8 protein-coding genes and 1 pseudogene are annotated in these 5,645 nt (G+C 51.4%); 1 reads left to right on the top strand and 8 read right to left on the bottom strand.

The features are described from left to right. The 3 genes from B060_RS0123155 to B060_RS0123145 all read right to left on the bottom strand — a co-directional run. On the bottom strand, positions 1 to 220 hold a 220-nt coding region (locus B060_RS0123155), incomplete at its 3' end, for an IS3 family transposase (protein ID WP_018083838.1). Positions 221 to 358: 138 nt separating this feature from the next. Beyond that, positions 359 to 832 (bottom strand): nucleotidyl transferase AbiEii/AbiGii toxin family protein, encoded by a 474-nt coding sequence (locus B060_RS25790; RefSeq protein ID WP_018084171.1) that lies wholly within the window; start codon positions 830 to 832, stop codon positions 359 to 361. Then, positions 825 to 1,424 (bottom strand): DUF6088 family protein, encoded by a 600-nt coding sequence (locus tag B060_RS0123145; protein ID WP_236621698.1) that lies wholly within the window; start codon positions 1,422 to 1,424, stop codon positions 825 to 827. The genes B060_RS25790 and B060_RS0123145 overlap by 8 nt, the downstream gene beginning before the upstream one ends. 629 nt (positions 1,425 to 2,053) lie before the next feature. Between B060_RS0123145 and B060_RS0123130 the strand changes: the two genes are divergently transcribed. Continuing rightward, on the top strand, positions 2,054 to 2,446 hold the full coding sequence (locus tag B060_RS0123130) for a hypothetical protein (protein WP_018084167.1): 393 nt from the start codon (positions 2,054 to 2,056) through the stop codon (positions 2,444 to 2,446). Positions 2,447 to 2,603: 157 nt separating this feature from the next. Here the strand turns inward: B060_RS0123130 and B060_RS25785 are convergent, their stop codons facing one another. The 5 genes and pseudogenes from B060_RS25785 to B060_RS0123105 all read right to left on the bottom strand — a co-directional run. After that, entirely contained in the window at positions 2,604 to 2,858 is a 255-nt protein-coding gene (locus B060_RS25785; RefSeq protein WP_035423945.1) for a pentapeptide repeat-containing protein, read from the bottom strand. Between the two features lie 84 nt (positions 2,859 to 2,942). Then, positions 2,943 to 3,830 (bottom strand): glyoxalase superfamily protein, encoded by an 888-nt coding sequence (locus B060_RS26375; RefSeq protein WP_018084165.1) that lies wholly within the window; start codon positions 3,828 to 3,830, stop codon positions 2,943 to 2,945. 307 nt (positions 3,831 to 4,137) lie between these two features. After that, positions 4,138 to 4,680: a DUF1003 domain-containing protein gene (locus B060_RS0123115; RefSeq protein ID WP_018084164.1), complete on the bottom strand. Its 543-nt coding sequence runs from the start codon at positions 4,678 to 4,680 to the stop codon at positions 4,138 to 4,140. Between the two features lie 386 nt (positions 4,681 to 5,066). Then, positions 5,067 to 5,312 carry a WGR domain-containing protein gene (locus B060_RS0123110; protein ID WP_026173094.1) on the bottom strand — a complete coding sequence of 82 codons (246 nt, stop codon included), beginning with the start codon at positions 5,310 to 5,312 and terminating at the stop codon, positions 5,067 to 5,069. Positions 5,313 to 5,379: 67 nt separating this feature from the next. Next, positions 5,380 to 5,645, bottom strand: a pseudogene (locus B060_RS0123105) (hypothetical protein); the annotation flags it as partial.

The raw sequence follows: 5,645 nt of genomic DNA, 5'->3' as shown, positions 1-5,645 counted from the left end.
CGAGCTTGGTTTTATCGGCCGCCTCGCTTTTTGCAGCCTTCTTGTCGCCCTCAAACAGGGCAGCCATGCCGTCCTGGGCTGCCTTCTTCCAGGTATTGATCTGGCTCGGGTGGACGCCGTACTTACTGGCCAGTTCAGACACCGTGCCTTCCTCACGAAGGGCAGCCATCGCCACCTTCGCCTTAAACTCAGGACTGTGTTTCTTGCGGATATTCTTCATTTAAACCCCTTGGCCGGTGGCCACTATAGGGGCAAGATTATATCTAAGCCAGCTGTCCAGTTTTCGGGGACCACCTCAGACATGTTCATGGTCCGTGGCGGTCGTGGTTGCAGGATCAAAGGCGAGACCAGCGGCTTTTCACCGGGCTCGCTTCGTTTCCACTGCGCCTTGAAGCAAGCAATCTTCTTCCGTCCGAAGAGTCGCCATTAGATTTTCTGCCCTCAGACGTTCATGAAGGTCGGGCTGAACGACGTCCCGGATCCATAAGGGCAGCCGTTCCTCGATGAGCTTTCGCCATTTTTTTAGTTGACTTGGATTTTCCGGAAGAGGTTCTTGGTCGGTACCCGTCAAATCTGGCGCGATGGCCCTGATGTCGTAGGTCACATCTATGTCTTCGGAAAAACGCTCTATGATGCCGTAGGCTTTGGACAGAGATGTGCCTCCTTTGAAGACTAGGTGCTGTCCAAACGCTGCAGTGAATAATGCGTTTAATGTCCAAACGACCCAAATATCCTTTTCTAGCAAATGGAGGGGCCGTCCCGAACCGGCGGCGGCCAACTCCAAAGCCTCAAGTCGGTCGTCTGCCGGCAGCGCCATGAAATTATCAGGCATATTCTGCCATCCGGCTCACTTCACGCGCCATCCAGGTAGGCAGAACTGGTCTGGCTTGCAGAAGTTCGGCCAACTCTGACGACATGAGCTGTTCGCGTAGGTAGGGAATGGCTTCTCCGGCTTTCTGCTCCCCAAGCCAAGCTAAGGCACGGACGGTTTGTCCGGCTTTCGTGTTGGCAAGTGTGGTTTGCCATCGCGCTGTGTGCTGCAATTCAACGATTTGGGAACCCAAGGTGAATTTGCGACTAGGGCCAGATGTCAGGTAAATTTGCTTGATCGGAACCTGGGACGTCAGGCCCAGCGCGTTTGCCGCTGCGGCACCATTGGGCGTAATGGTCTCGCCTGTCTGGGCTGCCAGCGCTTCTATCAACTTGGTAGGGGAGGGAGGACGCGAGCCAAATTTTGTATGCACCTGACGCACATAAGTCCCTCGGCCCGCTCGAAGGAGTTGGCCGCGCCGGACGAGACGGGACAAAGCCTGATCGACTCCTTGGCGGGAGCCGAGATGAAGCAACGCCTTAGCCGAAAGGGCTTCGCCTTCAGGCATTCTCTCAGCAAGTTGTATAATTTTCTCACAAAGGGTTTTCATCATAGGCTCCATAGTGTCAGATATATATTAAAGTTTCTGACACTATGCAAGAGCATAAGAGTTCGCGCCATTGGCCAATAGAATTTCAAGAAACCTACGCTGAATTCTCGTCCTTTTGTTCAGACTTCCGGATTGCCATGTCGATGACATTACACATCCAGGACGGCACGCCCGACTTGTTGTCGCGAAGGTCCGTCAGAATTTCAGCGCGATGTGATGATCGATCAAGATAGCGTACCATGCCATCGATTAAAGACGGCTCGATTGTCTTTAAACCAGTCAAGGGCCTGGACGATGGGCATGGCGGGATGCCCCGCCCAGAAGGCGGTTTTGGCCGAGACGCGCTTGAAGTCGAGCGATAGATGACCGGCGCAGTCGCCTAGACAACATCGAGGGCAACGCCGAGAATAGTTCAGAATTGCCCAAAGACTGGAAATTACTTAACTTACCGCCTGCCATTAAATCGGCTTAGTGCTTGTTCTTGATTTTCGAGCTTTAGCGTATTTACGGTACTATAAGCACTGTGGCCCCCTATAAGCCAACGCCAATCAGACCCGATGGCGATTTTAGCTTACGAAGCGCAGCATTAATGATTAATAATAAAGACATGGAGAGCAACGGAGTACGCTATTGTGCTTAAAATTGTTATAGATCACGAGCGTAAACTTTTAATTTTTAAAGTCTTAGGCGTGATCGAGAGCGGTCGTCTGACGGACCTTATTATCGAGGCCTATAAGACGAATAGATCCGCCTGGACTTACAGGCGCATTTTCGATTATCGCCGGGCCGAGGGTATCTATAGCTACGACGAGGTGGAACGTCTTCTAGCATGGTGGCATGCAGAAACCGCGAGCATGGAGATCTGCAACTACGTCGCTATTATTACTGTTGAAATTCTGTTTGAAATTCGAGCAAAAATTTTTGACGAGGCCTATACAAAAGGCCAAATAATGAGTTTCGATACCACGGCTAAAGCAATATCTTGGCTAGATGTTGTGGCTCCAATCGACCAAGGGACAGCATAATCGTGAGACGATAGCGCTGAATGCTGGAGGCAGGTCATAGGGACAGGCACACGGCGCGCATTTCGCTGCCCGTCACCACGGCAAATCTGCAGCCATTAGCGCGGTTTTTGCCCGAATGTTCCTGGCAGAGGGTTTTTCAAGGGGCGGCACTGTAAGGTCACGCTTTACGCTTGATTTCTGCTTCTATGAGAACCTGGATGTCATGTCCGAAAATGGTCAGGCCATCAATTTTGGCATCGGTAATTGCGACACCTGACATGTTGATATCGTGGAATTTGGCTCCCTTCAGATTAATGTTAGTAAAGGTGCTGGCAGACAGGTCCACATTGTCGAATCTACATGCCTTCATCGAGCAATCCTCGAAGCTCCCTTCTTCAATCCGTTTGTTTACAAACTTATTTTCAGTAGTCACTGTCCGCTCTCCTATTTGGGTTGTCTTTTAAAACTCTGTTCACTCACCAAGGCACGCCTTATCCGAAATATAGGCAGTATGGTGTCATTCGGCGCCGCCGTTCGTCCGTTCGGTCGGGTGGTATTGCACAAAAGAAATCTCGTTGCCGCTCGGATCGCGAACATGGAAATCCGTCCCGCCCCATGGCTGATGGACAAGCCCACGCGAAATAGGCAAACCTCGGCTTTCGAACTCGGCATGCAGTGCGTGAATGTCGGAGACTTCGACCGTCGCGAGAATAAGCGCTTCTTCTGTTGCGGCAAGCTCGGCGAAGTTTGGTTGAGCGACATAACGGAGGTGGAGGCACGCCCCATCACGCGACACGGAACCGTAAAAAGGGGGGGTGCCATAAAGAAAATCTGTCGAGAAACCCAAGTCCATATAAAACTGGGCGGCCTGCGTGACATCGCCTACGAAGAGAATCGGGGTGACGCCTTTCACCTGCAAAGTCCGCGCAGAATTTGCTTCCCGATCCGACTGTGTTTCACGTCCCACACCTATCAGGGCTGCCAATAGCTTACGTAGCCCCACCAAGCCCGAGCGACCGATCCGAGCCGTGAGGCTAAGGTCAATCCCTTCGCGCGCCTCTGTTTGTATGCGTGCGGCATCGCGGCCTCGTTCTGTAAGCGAAACAATGTAGCGACGACGGTCCTGTGGGTCTATCTGGCGCTCCAGGTAACCCCGTGCAACAAGCGTATCAACCAACTGACCTGAGGCTTGCTTTGATAACCCAAGGTCGTCGATGATCTTGGCCAATTGGATGTTGTGTGGTTCGTAAGCAAGTACGCCTATCACATAGAGACCATTTCTGGGGATATCGTCATAACCCTCGGCCTCCAAGGCTTTGCGCATGGCGGCGCCATACGTGCTTTGAGCGTGATGGATCAAATACGGAATAGAAACCGTCTCGAACCAAGCCTTGTCGACCATCATAGCTATCCCTTAATGGTACCAAATTGTGATAGTCCAATATCAGTACCATTATTCTTAGTCAAGAACAATTGCCGCAATTGAGGATATGACATGGTCCGCTTCGGCGATGACGGGGGGTAACTGTAATGGTATGGTTCCCACTTCCGATAAGCGCGCGAAGGTGTATCGATGCCAGCATTGTTGAGACTGTGCTATCCCTGCTATTGGATTCTTTGCCGATACAACAGCGAGCTGAGTATGATTGCCGGCCTGATGGCGGGATATAGGAATCCCTCTTTGGCTGGCTGGGCGAGTACCTATCCGGTTGTCAGTCTTCCGGATTTTTCACAACACACAATTGCTTGTGTAATTCCATCGTGAGGCCCGAGACGCGCTCGGTCAAATCTCTCACGGTTTCTGTAAGATGCGTATTTTGCTTGACGAGATCGACCAGCAGCTCGGTCTGGGTTGCGGCGACAGCTAAACGTTCGGTGCTAGCCGTTGCCAAGGCTTCGCGATGCCTGGCATCAGCGTCCGCATTCACTTTATCTCGATCAGCCTGGCGTGTTTGCGCAAGTAAGATTAGCGGCGCGGCATAGGCCGCCTGCAGGCTGAAAGCCAGATTAAGCAGGATGAACGGATAAATGTCGAATTTGACGATGCCGGTCGTGTTCGCCACTATCCACAGCGTGACAACAGCCGTTTGACCAATAAGGAAGGTAGGCGTCCCGAAGAAGCGGGCAAAAGCTTCCGCTTTAAGGGCGAACCAGTCGTCTCCAAATATAGATTGTAGATGCGCGTGCGGCGCATGGAACCGGAAATAGGCTTTCTGATCGGAAGAGGGCGGGATAGAGGGTGATTTTTTCGCCATTTTTCTGAATTCCTGAGTCTAACACAAGTGAGTTTGGGGCTCTCGCCTACCTACAATTACAATATCGATATTGAAAAACTGATTTACGTAAATGGGAGTAATGGATCGCATACGGCCAGCTCATCTCATGTAAAATTACTGATTAATTCAGCCGAAGTATCTCATTTTTTCAGTAAAACATAGCATTTGAGCTTTTTGAGCACCCACAACAACGAGAGCCTTGAATCACAATCAAACACGTTGGGGAATCCCGTTTATTAATTTACGGCCTAGGCTATTCCCGCCTCAACGTCCCATAAATGCATTGCAATTCAATGAGTTACGAGAATTTTTCAAAACTGTATTGAGCCTGTCCAGACACACCACTGACCGAAAAGGTTAACAGATTAAATAGGGGAGGGAACAAGCGAAGTGTAACCACGCCGAAGCTTTTGACTCAGGAGCTTGCCGGCCAGTTCGGCCGCGCCGGTGTCTTCAGCGAACCAATGCTGTTTGGATTGACCGTTGGCGCCGATCCGGCCCCAATGCCTTGTTACCGCGACATCGCCAAATAGACCTGGCTGAATATCGAGCTCATAAAATCGCGCCATATTTCGCGTTTGATCAATTCGCCGTAAAACCGTCGCTGGCATCGTGGAATCCTTATTGAATCCAATGACCTAACGTAACATGTTGTAACCGGGGCACATTCCGGTGCAGCTACGTTGCTGCGAGCCTGACGAGGGTTGGTAGCTTTTGGACGTATGGAGCGTCTTGGACTGTGAAGCGGTCGCCAAGGAATCGGTAGAACGAGATCTTGAGCTTTGCGCAGGTTTTCATCAGGCCGAGCATGGCATCTCGGGCGGCCTTTCCGGCGTCGCTCATGGTCCCGCCTGATATTTTGCGCTTTGTCACGATAGAGCGGATGTCGTTTTCCGAACCGTTTGTGTGTAGTGGGATGTCTGGGCGGTCCAGCACACGAAGGA

Origin of the sequence: Asticcacaulis benevestitus DSM 16100 = ATCC BAA-896, assembly GCF_000376105.1 — a bacterium.
GTDB classification, from domain to species: Bacteria; Pseudomonadota; Alphaproteobacteria; order Caulobacterales; family Caulobacteraceae; genus Asticcacaulis; species Asticcacaulis benevestitus.
Note: the sequence above shows the minus strand (reverse complement) of the source record. Positions and strands in the feature narration are given on the sequence as shown.